The following is a 23,683-nucleotide window of genomic DNA, read 5'->3' as shown; positions in this document are numbered from 1 at the left end:
GGTCTCCTCAGCGGGCGGGGTTCGATGAGGTGTTCCGGTCGACCGCGGCCCCGGCCGCAGGGCGGTCGGCGGCGACGGCCGGCCCTTCGACCCCGGTGTCCGGGCCGGACGGCGGTTCGGTCAGGGGTGACAGGCGGGCTCCCCTGAGGCGCAGGCCGTGCCGGCGCAGGTAACCGCGTGCGTAGGTGCGCTGGAACACCAGCAGCGCGCCGAGCGTGACGGCCAGCAGCACATCGTCGAGGACCGGCACCACGTCCACCGGCAGGGTGAACGCCATCGCCACCCGCAGAGCGGAGTCCAGCAGGCACGCGGCGCCCCAGACGAGGCTGCACACGCGCAGGACGCGCCGGAACGCCTCGTACCGCTCCCAGTTCCGGGTCCACGCCTGCCGCCCGTCCTCGTCCAGGACGAGGCGCCCGGCCTCGTAGAGCGGCGGGCGCCGCCTGAACGCGGTGAGCATCATCCAGAGTCCGATCGCCGCCATCCCCCAGCCGTTGCGGAGCAGGAGGAGGCGCGGGCTGCCCGCGACGAAGGACATCACGACGGTCAGCGTCATCGAGCCGACGACGAAAAGGGTCACGCCGCCGACGCGGCGCTCGCGGACGATGCCGTGCACGGCGCGTCCCAGCGACAGGACGATGCCGGCGAGCAGCGCGACGAACTGGCTCGCCCCGAGTGCGCGCAGTCCGTAGAACAACGCGAGCGGGGCGACGACCTCCGTCATCAGCGGCCGGCTCATGGCACGGCGCGCGCTGCCGGCCCGCCGGACCTCGTTGGATGTGCTCATGCTCATGGGGACGCCTTCCGGTCCGGGGGTCAGGTGCGCCGGGTCGCGAGCGTGAAGGTGGTGACGACCTCGCGGCGGTAGGCGTCGAAATCCAGGCCCGGTCCGCCCCGCAACCGCTGTGCGGCGGCCTCCACGGCGCCGCGGATGACCAGCGCCATCGAGCGGAGGTCGAAGTCGCGGAACTCGCCGCTGTCCTGCCCCGCCCTGAGCAGCTCCTCCAGGCCCAGCACGCCCGGCTCCTGCGCCGTCTGCGAGGTGTACGGCTCGCCTGCGGGGGTGCGCAGGTGGGGGCCGATCTCGGTCAGCGCCGCCATGTCCCGTGCGTGGTCCCGCAGATATTCCAGATTCGACTCCAGGTACGCGCGCAGCCGGCCGGCGGCCGTCTCCTCCGCCTGGATGCGCTCCGCCATGAACCGCGCGGCCGAGGTGTAGATCTCCACCACGATCTGCTGGATCAGGCCGTCCTTGCTCCCGAAGTGGTACGAGATCAGCCGTGGACTGCTCAGCCCGGCCCGCTCGGTGATCCGGGCGAAGGTCGCCCCGGCGAAGCCGTGTTCGGCGATCGTCTCGATGGCCGCATGCATGATCTGGGCGCGCCGCGCCTCGTTGGTGAAGGTCCGCACCGTGCCGTCCGGCTCCCTGATTCTCATGGCGCCAATTCTCATGGCGCCGACTCCCGTGACGTCGGCTCCCGTGACGCTCGTTTTTATCCGGCTGGATAAACTCTACCCCACCCAGATAAGATCATGAACGCATCGTCACCGCCGCATCGGCGCGGTGGCCGGGCAGGCCACCGCCGGCGGCAACGGGAGAGAGGACACCTCTGTGATCGAAGGAATCAGTACCGGCAACGCACCGGTCAGCCGCTTCGCGGACGGCACCGAGCCGCCGTTGTCGGGGGCCGTCAGGTCCCTCGGCCTGATCATCACGTCCGGGCAGGGGCCGCTCCACCCCGCCACGCACGAGATACCTGCCGGCTTCGCGGCCCAGGCCCGCCAGGCCCTGGAGAACCTCGTAGCGGTCGTCGTGGCGGCCGGCGGCAGGAAGGACCTGATCATCAAGTGCACCTGCTACCTCGCCGACAGGAGCGACTTCGCGGAGTTCAACGGCGTGTACCGGGACTTCTTCGCGGACTGCTCGCCGCTGCCCGCCAGGACCACGGTCATCGCCGAGCTCGTGCGCGACGGCGTGCGCGTCGAGATCGACGGTGTCGCGGCCGTCGCGGCGGCATGAGCTCCGGCCCCATGGTCCGGGTGAGGACCGAGGACGACGTCGAGGCCTTGGTACGTGTCCTCGCGGACGTGCACCGGGGCGACGGCTATCCCGTGAACTGGCCCGGCCGGCCCGGTGAGTGGATCGCGGGGGCGCCGGCCCTGGGCGCGTGGGTGGCCGAACTCGACGGCCGCGTCGTGGGCCACATCGGCCTCACGAGGAGCGGCGACGGAGACGTGGCCCCCGGCGTGTGGAGCGCCCGGACGGGAACGGGGCCGGGACGGACGGCGGTGGTCAGCCGGCTGTTCGTGGCCCCGGGGGCGAGAGGGCACGGGATCGGTGCGCTGCTGATCGGGCGGGCCGTGCGGGAGGCCCGGCGCCGGGATCTGCACCCCGTACTGGACGTCGTGGCCTCCGACACGGCCGCGGCCGCCCTGTACGAACGGCTCGGATGGGAGCTGCTGGCCACGCTGGAGCAGCGGTGGGGCCCGCGGCAGACGGTGACCGTGCGCTGCTACGCCGCCCCGGTCGGGTCCGGCGTTGCGGGGTCCGGTGCCGGCGGGCCCGGTGCCGGCGGACCCGGTGCCGACGGGCCCGGTGTTGATGGGTCCGGTGCCGACAGGTTCCGTGCCTACGGGTTCGGTGGTGATGGGTCCGGTGCCGGCGGAGCCACGTTCGAGAATTTTTAGAACACGACATAGTCTGACCGCCCATGAGCGATGTGCGTCGCCCAGGCGACCGGGAGCTGTCCGCCGTGTCCCCTCCGGGTACGGGGTCGGGTGACGGCGACTGGCACCTCGACCAGGTCTTCCGGAGCCCCTACGGCGACGTCCGCTGGACCGCGCTCGGCGAGGGGGACGCGCCGCCGGTCATCCTCGTGCACGGCACTCCGTTCTCCTCCTACGTCTGGCGGGGGCCCGCCCGGGCGCTCGCGCGGGATCGTCGCGTCTACGTCTGGGACCTCGCCGGGTACGGCGCCTCCCAGAAGTTCACCGGGCAGGACGTCACGCTCCGCGCGCAGGCGGAGATCCTGCCGGAGCTGCTGTGCCACTGGGACCTCCCCGAACCCGACGTGGTCGCCCACGACTTCGGCGGCTGCGTGGCACTGCGCGCCCATCTGCTGCACGGCGCACGCTTCCGGCGGCTCGTGCTGGTGGACCCCGTGGCGCTCGCCCCCTGGGGCTCCCCCTCGTACCGCCTGCTGGGCGAGCACGCCGAGGTGTTCGGGCAGCTTCCGCCGGAGCTGCACGAGGCGCTGGTGCGGGCGTACGTCTCCTCGGCGAGCCACCGCGGGCTGCACCCCGCCGTGCTCGACCGGCTCGTCGCGCCCTGGTGCACCGAGGAGGGCCGGGCGGCCTTCTACCGGCAGATCGCGCAGAACGGACAGCGCTTCACCGACGAGATCCAGGGGAAGTACGGGCAGGTGGAGCCGCCCGTACTGATCTGCTGGGGCGGCGAGGACACCTGGATCCCGCCCGAGCGGGGGGTCGAGCTCGCGGGGCTGATTCCCGGGGCCGAGTTGCGGATGATCGAGGGGGCGGGGCATCTCGTCCAGGAGGACGCGCCGGACGAGTTGACCGCGGCGGTGGTGGATTTTCTGGGGTAGGCGGGCCCCGCGGCCCCACCCGCCTGCGGCAGGCCACCGGGGCTGGCCCTCGCTACCTCACCCCGGCCGCCGGGAGGTCGGACGCCAGGGGCGCGAGGGTGCGTTTGCCCTGCCCTCCGCGTCTCCCTGCGGATGCGCTCCGCGCGGTCGCCTGCGGCGGGCTTTCTCGGGCCAGCCCCCTGCGGTCTCTTCCTTCACCGCGGGCCGGCCTCGGCTGGCCGCGCAGTTCCCCGCGCCCCTTCATGCGCGCCGTCCGTCCCTCCTGTTGCCGCGCCCACACACGCGCGTGCCGCCTCCGGCGGGCTCTTCCGTCCAGCCCCCTGCGGTCTCTTCCTTCACCGCGGGCCGGCCTCGGCTGGCCGCGCAGTTCCCCGCGCCCCCTCGTGCGCACCGCACCCGCACCCCCGCCTCTCCCCCTCGGCCTCACACTCCGTCACTCGCATACAACGCCGTAATGGACGCCGCCGCCTCCGCCAGGTGGGCCCGGGCCTCCGGGGGCGAGAGGACCTCCAGACGGTTGCCGAAGGCCAGCAAGGGGCGGGTCTCGCCTACCGCGCCGTAGCCGAGGTGGACCGTGATCCAGTCGCTGGTGCCGTCGTCCTCCGGCGGGGCCGTGAGCGACGCGGCGTGCAGGCGTAGGAAGAGGTCGTAGCGGTCGCGGCGCACGCGTGCCGTCACGTGGAGGGCGTCGGGGCGTTCCTCGACCTCGCGGCGCAGCGCCTCCCAGACGTCGGAGAGTTCGACCCCGGGCCTGCGCCGGACCGGGTCGTCCGTGACCGTCGCCGCGCGTACGCGTTCCGCGCGGAACAGCCGGGGACTGCCGCGCCGGTCGGCGACCAGGTACCAGATGCCCGCCTTGGCCACCAGGCCGTACGGGTCGACGGTGTACGTGCTCGGCTCGGCCGCGCCGCTGTGCCGGTACCGCAGGCGCACGCGCCGGTCGCTGAAGACCGCCTCCTGGAGCGCGCCCAGGTCGGCGGGAGCCTGCGGACCGCCGCGCCAGCGGGCGGCGTCCACCAGGATGCGGCGGCCGGCGAGTTCGGCCGCCGGGCGGTGCGGTGCGGGCAGGGCCGCCATCACCTTGCGCAGTGCCGAGCCGAGCGCGGCGCCGAGGCCGAGGGCGTCGTGCGCGCCGCGCGCGGCGACGATGAACAGCGCCCGGGACTCGTCCTCGGTGAGGCCGGTGACGTCCGTGCGGAACCCGGGCAGCAGGGCGATGCCTCCGTGCCGGCCGCGTTCGGCGTAGACCGGGACACCGGAGGCGGACAGCGCCTCCACGTCGCGGTAGACGGTGCGGACGGACACCTCGAGGCGCTCGGCGAGTTCTGGGGCACTGACCCGGCCGCGGGTCTGGAGCAGCAGCAGGATCGACAGCAACCGGTCGGACTTCACCCGTCCAGCATTCCGCAGGCCGCTGTCACTGCCCCGCCCGCCCCGCGCCGGCGTGCGCCCGGCGCCCCGTTCCCGACCCTCGTCCCGCCTTTGCGGCCAGTCCGGCCGGCCCCGCGCTCAGCCCAGGCGTACCCGGGCCAGTTGCCGGGCCTGCGCGACCAGGCGGTCCGCGGTGTCCCAGACCTCGGCGTCCTCCTCCAGGAAGCCGCCGGCCAGATTGCGCGTGACGACGGACACCCGCAGGGGTCCGGGCGCCGGCAGCGCGCGCACGTGTGCGGTGAGTTCCACCGTGGGCACCCAGCCCGTGAAGCCCATCTCGAAGGTGGTGGGCGGCAGCGCGTCCACGGCGACGAGCAGGGCGAGGGGGTCGGGGTCCCGGCCGTCGGCGAGCGCGAACCAGCCACGCGCCTCGCCCTTGCCGGAGGGCTGTCCCACGGCCCAACCGAGGGTCGCCGGGTCCAGCCGCAGCCGTAGCCGCTGGTGCAGCGGCATGGGCGGCACAAGGCCGTCGTCGGGGGCGTCCTCGGGTCCAGGGCACTGTTCGATGGGCGGGGTCTCCGGCGGCTTCGCCGCGGTGCGCACGTCGTCGGGGAGCTCGTCGAGGTCGCCGTACGAGGCGAGGACCCGTACGCGCTCGACCTCGTTGCCGTCGCCGTCCCGCTGGATCAGGCTCGCGGTGCCGGTGGACAGGGACCGGCCGGTGCGGACGGTCTCGGCGCGGATCAGCGCGGGGCCCGGCCGGGAGACGGTCAGGTAGTGGGCGGTGATGGTGAACGGGTGGGGGTGCGGAAGCTGCTCCCCCAGGGTCCGGCCGAGCAGGGCGAGCAGGTAGCCGCCGTGCAGGGCCCCGTTGGCGGCGGACCAGCCGGTCGGGAGATCGGCTTCGTAGAGGCCGGGGCTCCGGCGCTCCACCGCGGTGTCGCGGTCCAGCTCGCCGGCGCCTATGGGAACGGGTGCAGCCATGCCGCCAGAGTACGTCACGCTGGTACTAAGCGGTAGCTTTCCATGGTCGACTCCGGCGGGGGCGGATCCGTGATCCTCCGCGTCCGGCCGCGCCGCGCCCCGGCCCCGAACGGGCCGCCGGGAAGCGTCTCCCGTACGCCGCCGGGCGGCCGCCCCGCGAAGGGACGGCCGCCCGGCGGCGTACGGCCCGTCTCACTCCTCGGAGGCCGCGCCCCCGGTGGAACCGGACGCACCCTCAGCGGACGCCGAGGCGCCGCCGGCGGAACCGGACGCACCCTCAGCGGGGGCCGACGGGCCCTCGGCGGGGCCGCCGGCGGCCGCAGACCCGTCCGTGCCCAGGGTCACGAGCTCGATGGCCTCCCGGGCCGCGGAGAGCAGCGTGGTGTCCTGCGGAGCCTGGTCCGGCGCGTTCTCCGGGTGGTGGCAGGCGACCCGCTGGCCCGGACCCAGCTCGATGAGCGGCGGCTCCTGGGTGGTGCAGATCTGCGTGGCCTTCCAGCACCGGGTGTGGAAGCGGCAGCCGCTCGGCGGGGCGATCGGGGACGGGACGTCGCCCTTGAGCAGGATCCGCTCGCTCTTGGCGGAACGACGCTTGGGGTCCGGGATCGGCACCGCGGAGAGCAGGGCCTTGGTGTACGGGTGCATCGGCGCGTTGTACAGCGCGTCGCGGTCCGCGAGCTCGACGAGCTTGCCCAGGTACATCACCGCGATCCGGTCCGAGACGTGCCGGACCACGGAGAGGTCGTGGGCGATGATCACGTACGTCAGGCCCAGCTCGGACTGGAGGTCGTCCAGGAGGTTGACCACCTGTGCCTGGATGGAGACGTCCAGCGCCGACACCGGCTCGTCCGCGACGACCAGCCGCGGGTTGAGCGCCAGCGCCCGGGCGATGCCGATGCGCTGCCGCTGGCCGCCCGAGAACTCGTGCGGGTAGCGGTTGTAGTGCTCGGGGTTGAGGCCGACCACCTCCAGCAGCCGCTGGACCTCCTTCTTGATGCCGCCCTCGGGCGTGACGCCCTGGAGCCGGAAGGGGGCCCCGACGATGGTGCCGATGGTGTGCCGGGGGTTGAGCGACGAGTACGGGTCCTGGAAGATCATCTGGACGTCGCGGCGCATCGGGCGCATGCCGCCGACGCCGAGGTGCGTGATGTCCCTGCCCTCGAACTCGACCGTGCCCGCCGTCGGCTCCAGCAGCCGGGTGATCAGCCGGCCCATCGTCGACTTGCCGCAGCCCGACTCGCCCACCACGCCCAGGGTCTCGCCCGCGCGCACGTCGAAGTCGAGGCCGTCCACGGCCTTGACCGCGCCGACCTGGCGTTGCAGCAGCCCCTTCCTGATGGGGAAGTGCTTCTGCAGTCCGCTCACCTTGAGGAGGACGTCGCCCTCGGCGATGTCCTGCTTGCCCGTTGTCTTCTGGTTCACAGCTTCGGCGCAATCTCTTCGGTCCAGATACGCTCCCGCTGCTCCTGCGACATGTGGCAGGCCGCCCAGTGCCGGCCGCCGACCTCCTGGAGCTCCGGCCGGACGGTGCGGGTGACGTTGTCCTTGGGAACGTCCGCGTACGGGCACCGTGGGTTGAAGGCACAGCCGGACGGGATGTTGATGAGCGAGGGCGGGGAGCCCTTGACCGGTACGAGCCGGTCGGTCTGGTCGCGGTCGAGGCGGGGCATCGAGCCCAGCAGGCCCCAGGTGTAGGGGTGCCGGGGCTCGTAGAACACCTTCTCGGCCGGGCCGCGCTCCACGCACCGGCCGCCGTACATCACGAGGATGTCGTCGGCCAGCTCCGCGACCACGCCCAGGTCGTGGGTGATGATGATGACCGCGGAGCCGAACTCCTTCTGCAGATCGCGGATGAGGTCCAGGATCTGCGCCTGCACGGTGACGTCCAGGGCGGTGGTCGGCTCGTCGGCGATCAGCAGCTCGGGGTTGTTGACCAGCGACATCGCGATCATCGCGCGCTGGCGCATGCCGCCGGAGAACTCGTGCGGGTAGCTGTCCACCCGCTTGTCCGGCTGGGGGATGCCCACCCGGTCGAGCATCTCGACGGCCCGGCGCCTGGCGGTCTTCTTGTCCACGTTGTGGTGGACCCGGTAGGCCTCCACGATCTGGTGGCCGATCGTGTAGTACGGGTGCAGCGCGGAGAGCGGGTCCTGGAAGATCATCGACATCTCGCGGCCGCGCAGCTTGCGCACCTGGTCCGGGTCGGCGGAGAGCAGCTCGGTGCCGTCCAGCCATATCTCACCGGAGATCTGCGCCTTGCGCTTGCCGTACTGGCCCGCGGTGTGCAGGCCCATGATGCCGAGCGACGTGACCGACTTGCCGGAGCCCGACTCGCCGACGATGCCGAGGGTCTTGCCCCGTTCCAGCTGGAAGCTGAGGCCGTCGACGGACTTGACCACGCCGTCGTCGGTGGGGAAGTGCACCCTGAGGTCGCGCACCTCCAGGAAGGCGGTGGGAGCGGGCGAGGCGTCGACCGGTTCGCCGACGGCAGCTCCGCTCTTGTGGAGTTCGGTCATGCGAGCCTCACTCGGGGGTCGATCACGGCGTACAGGATGTCCACGAGCAGGTTGGCGAAGATCACCGCGATGGACGTGATCAGCGTGACGCCCAGGATGATGGGCAGGTCCTGGTTGCGGATCGCGTTCAGCACGGCCTGGCCGAGGCCCGGGAGGCTGAACGTGGTCTCGGTGAGGATCGCGCCGCCGATCAGGGCGCCGAGGTCCATGCCGAGCATGGTCAGGACCGGCGTCATCGTGGAGCGCATGGCGTGCTTGCCGATCACGACGGGCTCGGACAGGCCCTTGGCGCGGGCGGTGCGGATGTAGTCCTCGCCGAGGATCTCCAGCATGGTGGCGCGGGTGATCCGGGCGTACATCGCCGCGTAGAGGAACGCGAGGGTGATCCACGGCAGGATCATGCCGCCGAGCCAGCCGGTGAAGCTCTTCCCGATCTCCACGTACTGGCCGTCGATCCAGCCGAGCCCGTAACTGAAGATCGCGAGGCTCAGCAGGCCGGTGAAGTAGATGGGCAGCGAGACGCCCGCCAGGGCGACGACCATCGCGCTGCGGTCCCACAGGCTGCCGCGCTTGAGCGCGGAGAGCACGCCGGCCGCGATGCCGAACAGCAGCCACAGGACGGCGGCACCGAGGGCCAGCGCCAGGGTGACCGGGAACCGGTCGGTGAGCACCGGCCAGATCGCCTGCTCGCTGCGGAAGGAGTAGCCGAAGCAGGGCGCGGCGCAGTGGGTCACATCGCCGCCGGCCGCGTAGGTGCGGCCCGCGAAGATGCCTTTGAAGAACTCCCAGACCTGGATGAAGATCGGATCGCCGAGGCCGAGCTTCTGCCGCACCGCCTCAATGGCGGCGGGGTCGGCCTGCTTGCCGACGAAGGACGCGGCCGGATCGACCCCCGCCCATTTCGGGATGAGGAAGAAGATGCAGAAGACCACCACGATGATGACCACCAGCATCACTACGGCGGCGATCAGCCGCCTGATGAGGTAAGTGAGCACAGCGATCGGCCCGCTGCGGACCGCGGGCCACCGGTGGCCTGCCCCGGCTGTTTGCCGGAGGACTGCCCCTGGTGGCCCGCGGTCGCGCCGCGCCGGCCTTCACCTGCCTTTCGTGCCGTAGGGCGGGTGTGCCGGGACTAGCTCTTCAGACCCAGGTTGACGAAGTCGTACATACCGTTGTACGCGTCGGTGGTGTACACGTTCGCCAGCCGGGTCGAGCGCCAGTTGATGAACTTCTCGAAGACGAACGGCAGGTAGTAGCCGCCCTCCATCACCTTGTGGTTGATCTGGGTGGCGATCTGCGCCTTCTTCGTCGCGTCCATCTCGTTGACGTACGAGTCGAACAGGCCGTCGATCGTCTTGTCCTTGATCAGGGCGTAGTTGTTGTTACCGCTCTGGAGGATGTAGTTGCTCCCCCACAGCGGCAGGCCGTAGCCCTGCACCGACGCGAAGTCGGGGCCCCAGCCCATGATGATGATGCCGTAGTCCTTCTTGACCACGTTCGAGGGGCTGCCGATGATGCCGGGGCTCTGGGAGCCGTCGTACTGGTCGATGTCGGCGGTGATGCCGATCTTCTTCAGCGACGCCTGGAGCGACTGGGCGGTGGCCACCTCGACCGGCTTGTTGTTCCGGACCGCGATGGTGGTCTTGAAGCCGTTCGGCTTGCCGCACGCCTTCAGCTCGGCCTTGGCCTTGGCATCGTCGGGACCGCCGTTGTTCTTGAGGAAGCCGAACGGGTCGTACTTCTGGCCCTCGGCGCCCGGCACGGCCGGCGGCAGCATGTTGGGGGCGATGGCGCCACCGGCGATCGGGCCGCCACGGGCGGTCTGGAGCGACTTGTGGTCGGCGCCGTAGATCACCGCGTTGCGGCAGTGGATGTTGTCGAACGGCTTCACGCTCTGCGGGAAGGTCGCGTAGCGGACGTAGCCGGACGTGGGGTTGTCCAGGTTCGCCCTGTCCTTCTTCAGCGCCTCGGTGCGGCCCTGCGGCGACAGGCCCGTCTGCGCCAGGTCCACGTCGAAGTCGCCCTGTATCAGGCGCTGGTCCAGGTCGTTGGCGTTGGTGAAGAAGTTGATCGTGACCTTGTCCGGGTACGCCTTGCGGACCGGGTCCGAGGACTGCTTCCAGTTGGGGTTCCGGACGAGCGTCAGCGACTTGGCCGGGGAGTACGACTGGAACTTGTACGGGCCGGAGGAGAACGGGTGCAGGCCGTACTTCGACTTGGTGTCCTTGTCCTGGCGGACCGGGGACGACGAGGCCATCGCCAGCATCTCCGGGAAGTCGGAGTTGGCCTTGGGCAGGTGGAAGACGATGGTCTTGTCGTCCGGCGTGGAGATGGCCTTGAGACCCAGGTGGTCGGGGCTCTTGTCCTTGTAGGGGCCCTGGTAGGCGTTCTTCGGGTCGAGCACCTGCTTGAGGTAGACGGGACCGCCGGACAGCACGTCCTGCGCCCACTGGCGCTCGATGCCGTACTTGACGTCCTTGGAGGTGATCGGCTTGCCGTCCTCCCAGGTGACCCCGTCGCGCAGCGTGTACGTGTACGTCTTGCCGCCGTCGGTGACCTTGCCCAGGTCGGTGGCGAGGTCCGGGGTGACCTCGGCACCCGCCTTGCCCGGCTCGGCCTTGTTGGTGACGAGCGTACGGCTGTAGTAGCGCATGAAGTTCCACGCGAAGCCGTAGTAGCCGCGCGTGGTGTCCCACGAGTCGGCGTCCTGGGCGCTGGCGAACTTCAGCGTGCCGCCCTTCTTGGCCGCGGACGCCTCGGCGACCTTGTTGTTGGCGGCGTCGTAGCCGGGGGCGCCGTCCTTCGACGAGCCGTTGCCGCCACCGCCACCACACGCCGCCGTGGCGAGCAGCGCGGCTACCGCGGTCGCAGCGGCGAAGACCTGCTTACGCCGCCCTGAGATGCGTTGGGTAGTCACGATCTCGGATCCTCCGAATTGAAATGCCGGCCGTGGATGGGCCACGGGTCCCGGGGGGTAGCTGTTCATCGGGAACCCTTCGGGTCGAGCGCGTCACGCACGCCGTCGCCGAAGAGGTTGAAGGCAAGCACGGTGATGAAGATCGCCACGCCGGGGATCACCATGTACATGGGGTCCGAGTCGTAGTAGTCGATCGCACTGGAGAGCATCTGCCCCCAGGAGGCGGTGGGCGGCTTGACGCCCACGCCCAGGAAGCTCAGTGCCGCCTCGGTCAGGATGTTGGTGGGGATCATCATCGTCGAGTACACGATGATGGGTGCGACGAGGTTGGGCAGCAGCTCCTTGAAGAGGATGTAGCGCCGGCCGGCGCCCAGGCTGCGTGCCGCCTCGACGTACTCGCGTTCGCGCAGCGAGAGGGTCTGGCCGCGCACCACTCGGCCGACGTAGGGCCAGCCGAAGAAGCCGATCACCAGGATCATCACGAACAGGCGCACGTCCGTGCCGGTGAGGCCGAGCATCGAGTTCGGCATCACGGAGACCAGCGCGATGATGAAGAGCAGCTGCGGGAAGGCGAGCAGGCCGTCCATGACGCGGCTGACGACCGAGTCCACCCAGCCGCCGAAGAAGCCGGCCAGGGTGCCCAGCACGGTGCCGAGGATGACCGCCACCACCGCGGACAGGAAGCCCACGAGCAGCGAGATCCGGGAGCCGTAGACGACGCGCGCGAACACGTCGCGGCCGTTCACCGGTTCGACGCCGAAGGGGTGGGCGCCGCTGATGCCGCCCAGCGAGCCCTTGGGAGTCGAGAAGAGCGGGTCGATCAGGTCCTCGTGGTACCTGTCGGGGTCCTGGCCGACCAGATGGGCGATCACGGGAGCCAGGATCGCGATAACGATCAGTACCAGGACAACGATGCCACCGGCCAGTGCCAGCTTGTCTCGCTTAAGGCGCTCCCAGGCGATCCGGCCCAGCGAGCGGCCCTGGACCGCCGAACCGGCCGTGGCGACCGACGCCTCATCGGCCGCGCTGGGGGCCGCTTCTGCTGTCGGCTCGTGCAGTGGTGCCGTCATCGTGGCAGGGACCCCTCTCAAACCGGCGGTTACCGGCCCACACATGCCGCTGTGGCGGCCTGATCCGTCCGTTTCGTACGCAGGGGCGACCGCCCCTTGGAGCGGGAGTCTTCATTGCTGTCGTGATCTGTTGCCAGACTTGACAGGGAATGGATGCCTAACCGTGATGCTGTCTGGGACGTTCCGTTATCCGGACGAGAGAAATCGAGGGTCGGACACCCGGAAATTCCGGACAAACCCCAAAAACGCGGAGATTAGTCACCATGTTGTTTATGGGGCGTGGGCATCTGTTACTGAAGAAGACATAATTCCCCCCAGTAACATTCACATGACGCACCGTGTCCTGGGGCGGAGTCAAGCGATTTTCACCCCTCGAACGGATCCGCAGGGGCGGAATCAGGCCCCGCATCAGGGCTCTGCGACGGGTACTTCCGGGATTTTCCGGGGCTCTTCCGGGGTTCTCCGGGGCTGTTCCGGGGTTTTCCGGGTTCTTCCGAGGGGCTCTCTCAGGGCTTCTCAGTAAGCGCCCGGAGGCGGGTAGCCGTAGCCCGTGGGCTGCGCCGGCGAGGAGGCGGGGTTGCCCGGGCCGGCGATGACACCCGGGCCGCCGGGGCCGCCGGGGAGACCGGCCGCCGCGTGCGCCTCGCGGTCGTAGAAGGGCCGGGCGAGGGCCCGCATCCACATCGCCACGGGATCGTGCTCGTCGAAGAGCGCGACGGTCGACACCGAGAGGCCGTCCGGCACCGCGCCGATGGACTGCTGCATCATCGCCCGGACGGCATCCACGGCGGGCGGGCTGGTGTCGTACACGTCGAGCCCGATGGCCAGGTACGGGGTGCCGATCGCCGGCTGCACCCAGGCGCGGCGCAGCGAGCGCACCGCGGCGGTGCGGTGGGCGTGCTGGGTGAGCAGGGCGTAGAACTGCGGGATCTCGATGGTGGGTTCGCTCATCCGCAACGGGCCCGCGGGCTGGCGGTCCAGGCCGGTGGCCACCCGCCGCAGGTCGAGCCAGGGGATGCCGACGCCGCCGTTCGGCGCGTGCGGATTCAGCCAAAGGCCGTAGTGGTCGGGGTAGAGGGCGCGGGCGACCTCCACGCCGCCGACGAGCTCGTACGCCCTGTTCCAGCCGCTCACGGCCAGCTCCTGCGGGGAGGTCACGCAGGGGGCGTAGCCGTGGTCGTCGACCAGCATGTTCCCGTACTGGGCGTCCGGGGAACCGGCCTGCCCGTGCCAGAGCAGCATGTACACCTGCCCGCCGGCGGGGTCGGCGAGCGCCTGGAGCAGCGCCTCGTAGGCGTCATAGCGCCCGGGCTTCACCTGGCGCAGCATGTGCTCGACCTGCCCGGCCGCTGCCGTGCCCGACGCACTCACCCTGACCGCTCCTTCGAAGCATCCGCTGTGACGCACTGACGAATCCCGGCCGTCCCGAGCACCGGAGGACGGACCGAACCGTACGCGAGGAACCCTGGTACCCCGCCACCGCCCGTCCGGGTCATGAAACCAGCTTAAGCGGCACCGCCCGGTACCGACTTGACGCGTCCCGTGCCGGTGCCGCGCCGTTCGACGTACGGAACCGGTGGGACGGGCGCCCGTGCGGCGCGTTGCGGGCCGCCGGGAAGGCTCCTGCGGACCGTCCCGCGTCGGCCGCCGCGGTGGGCCTCGCGAACCGCCCGGCACCCGCCGGATCCGCTCGCCACGCCGGGTCGCGGGTGCCCGAATGCTGCCACGCCGCGGCCGGCCGGCTCACCGGGCGCTCGTGTAGAACGGGATGACCTTGTCACGCATCCACTCGGCCACCGGGTCCTGAGTGACGTCCAGCAGGACCAGGTTGACGGGCCAGCGGACCGGGGCCCGGCCGAGCGCGCGGCCCAGGGCGGCGAGCGGTGCCTCGCGGGGGTCGTGGCCCTCCGTGCCCCAGTGCTCCGCCATTCCGAGGGGGCCCAGGTGGGCGAGTTCGACGCCGACGAACAGGACGGGGTCGTCGCCCTCGACGCTGGCGAGGCAGCGCCGCGCGCTGCGCACGGCTCCGGCGGGCTCCCCCGTGCCGGGCAGGCCGGTGTGGGAGGCGGCGCCCCCGGCGTGGTCCCCGGCCGCGAACTCCTCGGCGGCGGCGGTCAGGAACTCCACCGGATCCTCCTGCCAGTCGGGCTCGAAGAGCCGCACCCGGCCGCCGCTCAGGGACGCGTCGAGCGGAATGCCCCCCGCTCGGCAGAGCTCGGCCACGGCGGGCGGCGGGAGCGGGATGCCTATCGTGCCGTCCGGGTTGACGGCGATGCCCAGCTGCGGCTGGAGCCCGCGCGCGAACTCCACGGCCGGCGCGACGGTGAACGCCATGTGGTCGCCGACCACCTGGCGGAACTGCTGCTCCGAGCTGAAGACGGGGACGTACGCCTGGCCGTCGAGCTCCATGGTGGGCAGGTCGAGCATCCGGTGGTCGGGGCCGCCGCCGTTGGGCAGCGGCACCCACAGGGGGCTGCGGGCCAGGACTTCCAGGATGCGGGCCCCCGCCGAGGACGGTCCCCCGCTGCCCGAGGCCCCGGGGAAGTGGCCGCCCTGGGTGCCCAGGGAGGCGGCCAGCACCTCTTCGAGCTCGTTGGCCGGCCAGCCGCCATGGGGGTGGGTCATGGCCTGTGGCGGTATGTCCATGCTTCTCAATCCTTGCGTCCTGCCCTGTTCGCCCACGGCCTGCGGGTGGTGGGTCGCTCGCCGTGCACAGCATTGTTCCGCTGCTGCGGGTGGCACCCTAACCCGACGTCAGCGGGGGTGACGCTTGTTGTGGGCGGCGGGTTGCGTACGGGTTCCCTTCCGGGGGGTTCGCCGGGGTGGGTGGGGGTGATTTGGGTGCGTTCCGGGGGGTGTGGGGTGCCGGCCTGTCGCGCGGTTCCCCGCGCCCCTTTTCGGCGCCTTCCGCGACCACCCGGAGGGGTGGACTCGGATGTCTCCGGTTCCTGCGCTGGGTGGTGGGCTGCTCGCGCAGTTCCCCGCGCCCCTTCAGGGCCCCTTCGGTGACCGACCAGCGGTGTCTTGGGCGTCTTTCGAACCTGCGCTGAGTGGCCGGTCGTTCGCACCGGCCCCCGCGCCCCTTATCCAGCGCCTTCTGCAGCCGGTTGGGCGGGACGGGGTGCTGTCGCCGGAGTGCGCCGCAGGCGCCTTGAGGGGCGCGGGGAACTGCGCGACCGGCCCATCGGCCAGCGTGAGATGAAGGACAACCGGGCCCTCAGCGGCGCTGAGGCGCCGCAGGCGCGGACGGGGCGCGGGGAACCGCGCAAGGTATCCGCCACCCGCCGGCCGGGGCCGGGGACCGCCGGAGCGGACCCTCAGAGTGGGTCACCGGAGCCGGGGCGCGCGGCGAATTCGATCGTGTGGAGGTCGTCGGATGCTGCGCGGTCCATGAGGACCGCGGACGCGCAGCCGTGTGGCAATCGGCCGGCTGCCAAAGCCCCCGCGAGCCGCCCCACGGCCCTGCGGTGCCGCAGGAACGCGTACCACGACACCCCGCGCCCCCGCGCCCGCTGCCCGGCCAGCGCCGCACCCGCGGGCACGTCGAGCAGCACCAGGTGCAGTGCGGCGCCCCGCCGCGCCGCCACACGGGCGAGCCACCACCGCACCCACGCCTGCGTCCCGCAGTCGTGCACGACGAGCCCCGCCCCGTCACGCAGCGCACGACGCAGCCGCGCGAAGTGCGCGAGGCGCACGAGAGGGCGGTAGAGCGCGTACGGCACCCACCGGGGCAGCCGCCGCGCCCAGCGCTCGCGGCTGTCCTGCGAGTCGATGCGGTGCCCCCGCACGGCCCTGCGCATCAGGGTGGACTTGCCGCTGCCGGGCAGACCGGAGACCACGACGAGGTCGCCCGCGGCGAACGACAGGCGCCAGGGCCCACGCCAGGAGTGCCCCCGCAGGTCGCGGACGGCGCCCGGACCGGGCGTGACGAGTGCCCCGGGCCCGGCTGGCGCCGCACGCCGGGCCACCGCACCGCCCACCGCGCGCCCGCCGCGCACCGTGATCGGACCCTCCATGATGGACCTCCCCCGGCCTGCCCCGGCGCCGCCCTCCCGGCCCGCTGGTACGTGGTCTGCCCGCCGCAAAGTGCAAAGAAACGGTAATGGGACGGCTGGCGCGAACCCGTCTGCGCACGTCCTCCGCGTGTGTCGCAGGGCCACCGCCGGTCACACCCGGCCGACCGGCACCGCCCGCGCCCCGGAGCGCGGGCTTCCGCCGAGCGCCGCTGCAATCCCCTGAAGCGCCCCCACTGCCATGGCCTGCGCGCCGTGCAATGATGTGCCCGCCAACTCCATACAGGCCGCTCGAATCCGCGCGGGAGAGCCTCCGGCCGTCGGCCGGGGCGCCGAAGGAGCAAGTCCTCCCTTGAATCTCTCAGGCCCCGATACCGCGCGGGTGAGGCAATTCTGGAAAGCGGGCCGCCCCTGGCGGTCCCACCCAAGGTGCAAGCCCGGACGCCCGGACGTCTCCTCGTGAGACGGGCTCTCGGCGAACCTCTCAGGTTCCGATGACAGAGGGGGAGGAACGGCACCGTTCGTCCGTGCCCGTCCTTCCTCGCAACCCTCTGATCCGACCCGGGAGCCCTCATGCCGCACGACGCCGCCCAGCCCCGCCGCACCGCCCTCGACGCGGTGCACCGCTCGCTCGGCGCCACCATGACCGACTTCGCGGGCTGGGACATGCCTCTGCGGTACGGCAGCGAGCGCGAGGAGCACCAGGCCGTACGGACCGCGGCCGGCCTCTTCGACCTCTCGCACATGGGCGAGCTCACCGTCACCGGGCCCGGCGCCGCCGCCCTGCTGGACCACGCGCTGGTCGGCAACATCGGCGCCCTGAAGCCGAGCCGCGCGCGGTACACGATGATCTGCCGGGCGGACGGCGGCATCCTCGACGACCTGATCGTCTACCGGCTCGACGGGGGCCGGCCGGGCACTCCGTCGCAGGCGGCCGGTCCGGGGCAGGCCGCGCCCGAGTACCTGGTCGTCGCCAACGCCGCCAACGCCGAGACCGTCCTCGCCGCGCTCACCGAGCGTGCCGCCGAGTTCGACGCGGCCGTGCGCGACGACCGCGACGCCTACGCCCTGCTCGCCGTCCAGGGCCCCGCCTCCCCCGGCATCCTCGCCCCGCTCACGGACGTCGATCTGGACGGGCTGAAGTACTACACGGGCGCGCCCGGCACCGTCGCGGGCGTTCCCGCGCTCATCGCCCGTACGGGGTACACCGGCGAGGACGGCTTCGAGCTGTTCGTGGCGCCCGCCGACGCCGAGCGGCTGTGGGCGGCGCTGACCGAGGCGGGCGCCGGCGCGGGCCTGGTGCCGTGCGGGCTGTCGTGCCGCGACACGCTGCGCCTGGAGGCGGGCATGCCGCTGTACGGGAACGAGCTGAGCACGCGGCTCACGCCGTTCGACGCGGGCCTCGGCCGGGTGGTGAAGTTCGACAAGCAGGGTGACTTCGTCGGGCGCGAGGCGCTCGAAGCGGCCGCCCGGCGCGCTGAGAGCGCCCCGCCGCGCCGGCTGGTCGGCCTGGTCGCCGAGGGCCGCAGGGTGCCCCGCGCGGGGTACGCCGTGGTGGCGGCCGCGGACGGTACGGTGATCGGCGAGGTCACCTCGGGCGCCCCGTCGCCGACGCTGGGCAGGCCGATCGCGATGGCCTACGTCGACGCGGACCGTGCGGCTCCGGGCACGCCGGGCGTGGCCGTGGACGTCCGCGGCGCCCGCGAGCCCTACGAGGTGGTGGCCCTGCCGTTCTACCAGCGGAAGAAGTGATCCGGGGCGCAGAGCTGCACCCCTCACGCCCCCGTGGGCCCGTGTCCGCCGCGGGCCGCGCCCCCGCCCGGCGCGATCATGGCCGGGTCCATCCGCTCCGTCTCGCATCGCAAGACGGTCCGTTCACAAGCACTCCCCCGCGTACAGGAGAATTCACCACATGAGCAACCCCGAGCAGCTTCGCTACAGCAAGGAGCACGAGTGGGTGTCGCCCACCGAGGACGGTGTGGCGACGATCGGCATCACCGAGTTCGCGGCCAACGCGCTCGGCGACGTCGTCTACGCCCAGCTCCCCGAGGTCGGCTCCTCGGTCAGCGCGGGCGAGGCCTGCGGAGAGCTGGAGTCGACCAAGTCCGTCAGCGATCTGTATTCGCCGATCAGCGGCGAGGTCACCGAGGTCAACGACGACGTGGTCGACGACCCCTCGCTGGTGAACTCCGCGCCGTTCGAGGGCGGCTGGCTGTTCAAGGTGCGCGTGAGCGGAGAGCCGGACGACCTGCTCTCCGCCGACGAGTACACCGAGTTCTCGGCCGGCTGACCCACCGCCACCGCTGCCGGGGCGCCCCGCACCGCCGCCGGGCGCCCGCGCACCGCCGCCGGGCCGTCCGGCGGGCCGCTCAGACGGGAAATGCCCGGACAACCGCTTAGGGACCGTGATGTCGCTTCACTCGCCTCACTCGCTTCTCGACATACCTCTCCACGAGGTGGACCCGGACGTCGCCGCCGCCGTGGACGCCGAGCTCCGGCGCCAGCAGTCGACGCTGGAGATGATCGCCTCTGAGAACTTCGCCCCGGTGGCCGTGATGGCCGCGCAGGGCTCGGTGCTCACCAACAAGTACGCCGAGGGCTACCCGGGCCGCCGCTACTACGGCGGCTGCGAGCACGTCGACGTGGTCGAGCAGATCGCCATCGACCGCGTGAAGGCGCTGTTCGGCGCCGAGCATGCCAACGTCCAGCCGCACTCGGGCGCACAGGCCAACGCCGCCGCGATGTTCGCACTCCTGAACCCCGGCGACACGATCATGGGCCTGAACCTGGCGCACGGCGGCCACCTGACCCACGGCATGAAGATCAACTTCTCCGGCAAGCTCTACGACGTCGTCGCCTACCAGGTCGACGACGAGACCGGCCGGATCGACATGGCCGAGGTGGAGCGGCAGGCCAAGGAGACCAGGCCGAAGCTGATCGTGGCGGGCTGGTCGGCCTACCCGAGGCAGCTCGACTTCGCGGCGTTCCGCCGGATCGCGGACGAGGTCGGCGCTTATCTGATGGTCGACATGGCGCACTTCGCCGGCCTGGTGGCGGCCGGACTGCACCCGAACCCGGTCCCGCACGCCCACGTGGTGACCACCACCACCCACAAGACGCTGGGCGGGCCCCGCGGCGGTGTGATCCTGTCCACCGCCGAGCTGGCCAAGAAGATCAACAGCGCGGTCTTCCCCGGCCAGCAGGGCGGGCCGCTGGAGCATGTGATCGCGGCGAAGGCGGTCGCCTTCAAGATCGCGGCGAGCGAGGAGTTCAAGGAGCGCCAGCAGCGCACGCTGGAGGGCGCGAAGATCCTGGCCGAGCGCCTGGACAGCGCGGACGTCGCCGAGGCAGGCGTCTCCGTCCTGTCGGGCGGGACGGACGTCCACCTCGTCCTGGTGGACCTGCGCAACAGCGAGCTGGACGGCCGGCAGGCCGAGGACCGCCTCCACGAGGTGGGCATCACGGTCAACCGCAACGCCATCCCGAACGACCCCCGTCCCCCGATGGTCACCTCGGGCCTGCGCATCGGCACGCCCGCGCTGGCCACCCGCGGCTTCACGGCCGAGGACTTCCGCGAGGTCGCGGACGTCATCGCCGAGACGCTCAAGCCGGCGTTCGGGGCGGAGGCCCGGGACGCCCTGGCCGCCCGGGTGGCCGCGCTGGCCGCGCGGCACCCGCTGTACCCGGGAGTGGGCGAGGGCTCCTAGCGGGCCGGGCCCCTTCCACGGCGGGGCTGGGCCCCGGCCCGCTCAGGGGCGCGGGGAACTGCGCGAGCAACCGTCCACCGACAGGTGGTCCGGACACGACAGAAACTGCCCCCTTGGGTTGGTGGCGATCTCACGGCCTCGTGGCTCGTCGCGCAGTTCCCCGCGCCCCTGGGTGGGCCGGGGACGACCCCACATAAAGGCGCGCCCGAAGGGGTGCGGGGCTGTGTCGTGGGGGCACCTCCCACGCCCTTGAGGCAGTGGGTCAGGCTCCGCCGCGCGGGCGCAAGCAACCACCCCACCCTCCGAGGTTTCGGAGACGACCGCACCACCCCTTACGAGGGGGCGCTGAAGGTGCAAGAAAAGCGTGCCGTTCCGCCCGGTTCGTCAGCACTTCCGGTGGAACGTACGCTGAGGTGGGGCGGCGCGCGCCCCCAACATTCGCGTCACGGCGGACGTCGCCGTCCGCCCATGCAAGGAGTCCCTGTGGCCGTATCCGTCTTCGACCTGTTCTCGATAGGCATCGGCCCGTCCAGCTCCCACACGGTCGGCCCGATGCGGGCGGCCCGGATGTTCGCCCGGCGCCTGGAGGGCGAGGGCCTGCTCCCCCGGACGGCCGCGGTCCGCGCCGAGCTCTACGGCTCGCTGGGCGCGACGGGGCACGGCCACGGCACCCCGAAGGCGGTGATGCTGGGCCTGGAGGGCAGCTCGCCGCGCACGGTGGAGCTCGACGGTCCGGCGGGCGCGGACGCCCGGGTGGAGCAGATCCGCGCGGCGCGCCGCATCCGGCTGCTGGGCACCCACGAGGTCCCCTTCAACGCCGACAAGGACCTGGTCCTGCACCGCCGAAGGGTGCTGCCCGGGCACGCCAACGGCATGACCCTCTGGGCGTACGACGAGACGGGCGCCACGCTCCTGCAGAAGACGTACTACTCGGTCGGCGGCGGCTTCGTGGTGGACGACTCCGCGCTGGGAACCGACCGCATCCAGCTCGACGACACCGTGCTGAAGTACCCGTTCCGCACCGGTGAGGAGCTCCTGCGGCTCACCCGGGAGACCGGCCTGTCCATCTCCTCGCTGATGCTGGAGAACGAGCGCGCGTGGCGCACCGAGGACGAGGTGCGGACCGGGCTGCTGGAGGTCTGGGACACCATGCGCGACTGCGTGCGCCGCGGCGTCTCGCGCGAAGGCATCCTGCCGGGCGGCCTCAAGGTGCGGCGCAGGGCGGCGATCCTGGCGCGGCAGCTGCGCGCCGAGGGCGATGCCCGCACCCGCGCGATGGAGTGGGTCACGCTGTACGCGATGGCGGTCAACGAGGAGAACGCCGCGGGCGGCCGCGTGGTCACGGCACCCACCAACGGCGCGGCGGGCATCATCCCGGCCGTCCTGCACTACTACCAGGACTTCGTGCCGGGCGCGGACGACGAGGGCGTCGTCCGCTTCCTGCTGGCGGCCGGCGCGATCGGCATGCTCTTCAAGGAGAACGCGTCGATCTCGGGCGCCGAGGTGGGCTGCCAGGGCGAGGTGGGCTCGGCGTGCTCGATGGCGGCCGGGGCGCTCGCGGAGGTGCTGGGCGGCAGCCCGGAGCAGGTGGAGAACGCCGCCGAGATCGGCATGGAGCACAACCTCGGCCTGACCTGCGACCCGGTCGGCGGCCTCGTGCAGATCCCGTGCATAGAGCGGAACGGCATGGCGGCGGTCAAGGCCGTCACCGCCGCCCGCATGGCGATGCGCGGCGACGGCAGCCACAAGGTGTCCCTGGACAAGGTGATCAAGACCATGCGGGACACGGGCGCCGACATGAGCGTCAAGTACAAGGAGACCGCGCGCGGCGGGCTCGCGGTGAACATCATCGAGTGCTGAGCGCCGGGCGCGTCAGGCCCCCAAGGGGGCGCGTCCCGCCAGGCCCGCTCTCACCACGGCTCCCCGCACACCCACGCTTTTCGGCTCTTCCCCGGCTCAAAACAGATTCACGGCCTCTTCGCGGCTAATTGCGGCTTATCTTCCGTACTGCGACACCTCGCCGTCAACGGACGAAGCACAAGAAGCACGATCAGAGAGGTCCGTCCTTGAAGGTTCTGTGCACCACGCTCGGCAGCCCCTCGCACGGGCGCGCCCAACTCCCGACGCTCCGTTCCCTCAAGGCCGCCGGACACGACGTCCTGGTGGCCACCGCCCCCGAGCTGAGCCACGTCTTCGAGCCCGACGGCTTGCGGGTGCTCGACTGCCTGCCGGCCCTGTGGGGCGAGAACACCCGGCACATCTTCAGCGAGGCGCTGGCCGCGGCGGGCCTCACCTCCGGGAGCCTGCCCCAGCAGGCCGCACGAGGTGGGGACGGCCCGCCGGGTACCGCGTTCGAGGCGAGGCACGAGAAGATCGTGGCGGCGATGGCGCTCGCCCTGGCGGGCCCGCTCGCCCTGCTGCTGCGGGAGGCCGTCCGGCCGGTCGTCCGCGACTTCTGGCCCGACCTGATCCTGCGTGACGGCTTCGACATGAGTTCCGTCCTGATCTCGGAGGAGACCGGGATCCCGCAGGTGGCGACACCCTCGGGAGCGAGCAACGTGATGGACCCCGGCCTGCTCCACGGCGGCCTGAACGCGTTGCGCGACACGCTCGGCCTGCCGCGGAAGGACGACCCGCTGTCCGTCGTGCCGTACGGCCGGATCGACCACGTGCCGCCGGCGTTCTCCTTCGCCCGCCACCTGCCCCCGTCCCTCTCCTACCGGCAGGCGCTCCAGGTGGACCATCAGGCCGTGCTGCCGCCCTGGATCGCCGGCCTGCCCACCGACCGGCCCCTGGTGCTCGCCGCCATCGGCACGGCGCTGCCGATACGGCACGCCGTGCCGGAGTCGGACACCCCCTCGCCGTTGGCGCTGGTGACCGGCCCCGACCCCGTCGAGACGCTCGGGGCCATCGTCGAGGGGGTGGCGCAGCTCGACGGCTGCACCGCCGTCGTGGCCACCGGCGGGCTGCCCGTGGACAGGTCCGGGCTGCCCGGCCACGTCCACCTGACCGATCGGGTTCCGCAGCCGCTGCTGCTGGAGTCCGTCGACGCGTTCGTCACGCACGGCGGCTTCAACAGCATCCGCGAATCCCTGCGCACCGCCACACCGCTGGCGGTCCTGCCGCACTTCGGCGACCAGATCCACAATGCGAAGCGGGTCGAGGAGCTGGGTATCGGCCGGGAGATCACCGACCGGACGGCGGACGGCGTCGCCGCCACCTGCCGTGCGGTCCTGGGCGACCCCTCCATCGCCGCCAGGACCCGCGCGGCACGCCTCGGCATGCTCGCCCTGCCGGAGGTCGGGGCCGTGGTGGGCGACCTGGCGGACCTCGTGGCGCGCGGCACCCCGGTGGGCGCCGCCGGCGGCCCCGCGGCGTAGCACCGCCCGCCCGGGGGGTCCGGGCCCGCCGGCCCGGCGCGGGCAGCCCGACGTGGTGGGGCCCGCCGGCGGCGGCTCATGGCTGCCGGCGGCGGGCCCGGTCCCTGCGCCGGTGTCACG

19 protein-coding genes, 1 pseudogene and 1 riboswitch are annotated in these 23,683 nt (G+C 72.1%); of the genes and pseudogenes, 8 read left to right on the top strand and 12 right to left on the bottom strand.

Annotated elements, in window-relative coordinates; genetic code table 11:
• Positions 1–7: 7 nt before the first annotated feature.
• Positions 8–793 carry a VC0807 family protein gene (locus Sm713_RS08600; protein ID WP_212909056.1) on the bottom strand — a complete coding sequence of 262 codons (786 nt, stop codon included), beginning with the start codon at positions 791–793 and terminating at the stop codon, positions 8–10.
• A gap of 23 nt (positions 794–816) precedes the next feature.
• Positions 817–1,437, bottom strand: a complete 621-nt coding sequence (locus tag Sm713_RS08595) for a TetR/AcrR family transcriptional regulator (protein WP_212909055.1) — start codon at positions 1,435–1,437, stop codon at positions 817–819.
• A 175-nt stretch (positions 1,438–1,612) separates the two neighbouring features.
• Here Sm713_RS08595 and Sm713_RS08590 point away from each other — a divergent pair, with 175 nt between their 5' ends.
• The 3 genes and pseudogenes from Sm713_RS08590 (at position 1,613) to Sm713_RS08580 (ending at position 3,605) form a co-directional block, all read left to right on the top strand.
• Positions 1,613–2,020: a RidA family protein gene (locus Sm713_RS08590; RefSeq protein ID WP_212909054.1), complete on the top strand. Its 408-nt coding sequence runs from the start codon at positions 1,613–1,615 to the stop codon at positions 2,018–2,020.
• A pseudogene (locus Sm713_RS08585) lies at positions 2,017–2,526 on the top strand (GNAT family N-acetyltransferase); the annotation flags it as partial. The gene Sm713_RS08590 and the pseudogene Sm713_RS08585, both read left to right, overlap by 4 nt.
• Before the next feature lie 185 nt (positions 2,527–2,711).
• Positions 2,712–3,605, top strand: a complete 894-nt coding sequence (locus tag Sm713_RS08580) for an alpha/beta fold hydrolase (protein ID WP_212909052.1) — start codon at positions 2,712–2,714, stop codon at positions 3,603–3,605.
• Between the two features lie 423 nt (positions 3,606–4,028).
• Here Sm713_RS08580 and Sm713_RS08575 read toward each other — a convergent pair whose 3' ends face one another.
• The 10 genes from Sm713_RS08575 to Sm713_RS08530 form a co-directional block, all read right to left on the bottom strand.
• Positions 4,029–4,997, bottom strand: coding sequence for a YafY family protein (locus tag Sm713_RS08575; protein WP_212909051.1), 969 nt, complete (start codon positions 4,995–4,997; stop codon positions 4,029–4,031).
• Between the two features lie 117 nt (positions 4,998–5,114).
• On the bottom strand, positions 5,115–5,960 hold the full coding sequence (locus Sm713_RS08570) for a thioesterase family protein (protein WP_212909050.1): 846 nt from the start codon (positions 5,958–5,960) through the stop codon (positions 5,115–5,117).
• 192 nt (positions 5,961–6,152) lie between these two features.
• The gene (locus Sm713_RS08565; protein ID WP_249416174.1) at positions 6,153–7,382 is read right to left on the bottom strand and encodes an ABC transporter ATP-binding protein; all 1,230 of its coding nucleotides are present in this window, start codon (positions 7,380–7,382) and stop codon (positions 6,153–6,155) included.
• Positions 7,379–8,476, bottom strand: coding sequence for an ABC transporter ATP-binding protein (locus Sm713_RS08560; protein ID WP_212909049.1), 1,098 nt, complete (start codon positions 8,474–8,476; stop codon positions 7,379–7,381). The genes Sm713_RS08565 and Sm713_RS08560 overlap by 4 nt, the downstream gene beginning before the upstream one ends.
• Positions 8,473–9,471: an ABC transporter permease gene (locus tag Sm713_RS08555; protein ID WP_212909048.1), complete on the bottom strand. Its 999-nt coding sequence runs from the start codon at positions 9,469–9,471 to the stop codon at positions 8,473–8,475. Before Sm713_RS08555 ends, Sm713_RS08560 begins: the two co-directional genes overlap by 4 nt.
• A gap of 137 nt (positions 9,472–9,608) precedes the next feature.
• The gene (locus tag Sm713_RS08550; protein WP_212909047.1) at positions 9,609–11,393 is read right to left on the bottom strand and encodes an ABC transporter substrate-binding protein; all 1,785 of its coding nucleotides are present in this window, start codon (positions 11,391–11,393) and stop codon (positions 9,609–9,611) included.
• A 65-nt stretch (positions 11,394–11,458) separates the two neighbouring features.
• Positions 11,459–12,463 (bottom strand): ABC transporter permease, encoded by a 1,005-nt coding sequence (locus Sm713_RS08545; protein ID WP_212909046.1) that lies wholly within the window; start codon positions 12,461–12,463, stop codon positions 11,459–11,461.
• 516 nt (positions 12,464–12,979) lie between these two features.
• Positions 12,980–13,834 carry an enhanced serine sensitivity protein SseB C-terminal domain-containing protein gene (locus tag Sm713_RS08540; protein WP_212909045.1) on the bottom strand — a complete coding sequence of 285 codons (855 nt, stop codon included), beginning with the start codon at positions 13,832–13,834 and terminating at the stop codon, positions 12,980–12,982.
• A gap of 372 nt (positions 13,835–14,206) precedes the next feature.
• A complete protein-coding gene (locus Sm713_RS08535) occupies positions 14,207–15,109 on the bottom strand; it encodes an enhanced serine sensitivity protein SseB (protein ID WP_212909044.1) in 903 nt (300 codons plus the stop codon).
• Positions 15,110–15,780: 671 nt separating this feature from the next.
• Complete coding sequence (locus Sm713_RS08530) at positions 15,781–16,479, bottom strand: AAA family ATPase (protein WP_212909043.1); 699 nt, start codon at positions 16,477–16,479, stop codon at positions 15,781–15,783.
• A 289-nt stretch (positions 16,480–16,768) separates the two neighbouring features.
• Positions 16,769–16,863: riboswitch (glycine riboswitch) on the top strand.
• Between the two features lie 186 nt (positions 16,864–17,049).
• Here Sm713_RS08530 and gcvT point away from each other — a divergent pair.
• The 5 genes from gcvT to Sm713_RS08505 all read left to right on the top strand — a co-directional run bounded on the left by gcvT (position 17,050) and on the right by Sm713_RS08505 (position 23,563).
• Positions 17,050–18,228, top strand: a complete 1,179-nt coding sequence (gene gcvT / locus Sm713_RS08525) for a glycine cleavage system aminomethyltransferase GcvT (protein ID WP_212909042.1) — start codon at positions 17,050–17,052, stop codon at positions 18,226–18,228.
• Positions 18,229–18,388: 160 nt separating this feature from the next.
• Complete coding sequence (gcvH, locus tag Sm713_RS08520; RefSeq protein ID WP_212909041.1) at positions 18,389–18,766, top strand: glycine cleavage system protein GcvH; 378 nt, start codon at positions 18,389–18,391, stop codon at positions 18,764–18,766.
• Between the two features lie 118 nt (positions 18,767–18,884).
• Positions 18,885–20,183 carry a serine hydroxymethyltransferase gene (gene glyA, locus Sm713_RS08515; RefSeq protein ID WP_212909040.1) on the top strand — a complete coding sequence of 433 codons (1,299 nt, stop codon included), beginning with the start codon at positions 18,885–18,887 and terminating at the stop codon, positions 20,181–20,183.
• Between the two features lie 483 nt (positions 20,184–20,666).
• Complete coding sequence (locus tag Sm713_RS08510; RefSeq protein ID WP_212909039.1) at positions 20,667–22,043, top strand: L-serine ammonia-lyase; 1,377 nt, start codon at positions 20,667–20,669, stop codon at positions 22,041–22,043.
• Between the two features lie 206 nt (positions 22,044–22,249).
• Positions 22,250–23,563 carry a glycosyltransferase gene (locus tag Sm713_RS08505; RefSeq protein ID WP_212909038.1) on the top strand — a complete coding sequence of 438 codons (1,314 nt, stop codon included), beginning with the start codon at positions 22,250–22,252 and terminating at the stop codon, positions 23,561–23,563.
• Positions 23,564–23,683: the final 120 nt, after the last annotated feature.

The sequence above is a fragment of the Streptomyces sp. TS71-3 genome, from assembly GCF_018327685.1.
In the GTDB taxonomy this organism is placed as follows: Bacteria; Actinomycetota; Actinomycetes; order Streptomycetales; family Streptomycetaceae; genus Streptomyces.
The sequence above is the reverse complement of the archived record's forward strand: the minus strand, read 5'-3'. Positions and strand labels throughout refer to the sequence as shown.